Annotated in this window: 1 protein-coding gene; it reads left to right on the top strand. The window is 44.2% G+C overall.

What is annotated here, in order from left to right:
* On the top strand, nt 1-747 hold a 747-nt coding region (locus NJD71_RS13570), incomplete at its 5' end, for an IS3 family transposase (RefSeq protein WP_319052429.1).
* Nucleotides 748-785: the final 38 nt, after the last annotated feature.

The raw sequence follows: 785 nt of genomic DNA, 5'->3' as shown, positions 1-785 counted from the left end.
ATCTTTAACATCAGCGTCACCTGTTATTATCACAAGTCGGTGGTAACAGATGAGAACCAGCAAATAGCGGACTTACTTATCAAACTGACTGATGAGAACAAGAACTGGGGCTTTGGCTTGTGCTTTTTAACCTTGCGTAATGTGCTAGGACTGCCGTACAACCATAAGCGGGTATATCGCATCTACTGCGAGCTTGAACTCAACCTTAGAATCAAGCCTAAGCGTCGCATTAAACGTGCTAAACCAATACCATTAGCAGTACCTGATAGGATTAACCAAAGCTGGAGCATGGACTTTATGCACGACAGCTTAACTGATGGCCGCGGCTTTAGACTGTTCAATGTCATTGATGATTACAACCGTGAGGCACTCACCGTTGAAGTCGACTTCTCGCTACCGGCGCAAAGGGTCATACGCAGTCTTAATCAGCTTATTGAGTACCGAGGCAAACCTGTGCAAATAAGATGCGATAACGGCCCTGAATACATCAGCAATGCGCTCAAAGACTGGGCTGAGCAGCAAGGTATCATCTTAAGCTATATTGAACCTGGCAATCCACAGCAAAATGCGTATGTAGAGCGCTTTAACAGAACCATGAGATATGATTGGTTAAATCAGGAGCTGTTTGATAATCTAGAGCAGGTACGCGCACAAGCAGAAAACTGGTTATACCATTATAATCATAAGCGCCCAAACATGGGCAATGGCGGTTTTACACCGATACAGAAACTCAATCAGGCAGCTTAATTCTATTTATTAGGTGTCTTAAGTTTGGGAGGGTTACC

Source organism: Psychrobacter sp. PP-21 (assembly GCF_033790785.1).
Lineage (GTDB): Bacteria > Pseudomonadota > Gammaproteobacteria > Pseudomonadales > Moraxellaceae > Psychrobacter.
The sequence above is the reverse complement of the archived record's forward strand: the minus strand, read 5'-3'. Positions and strand labels throughout refer to the sequence as shown.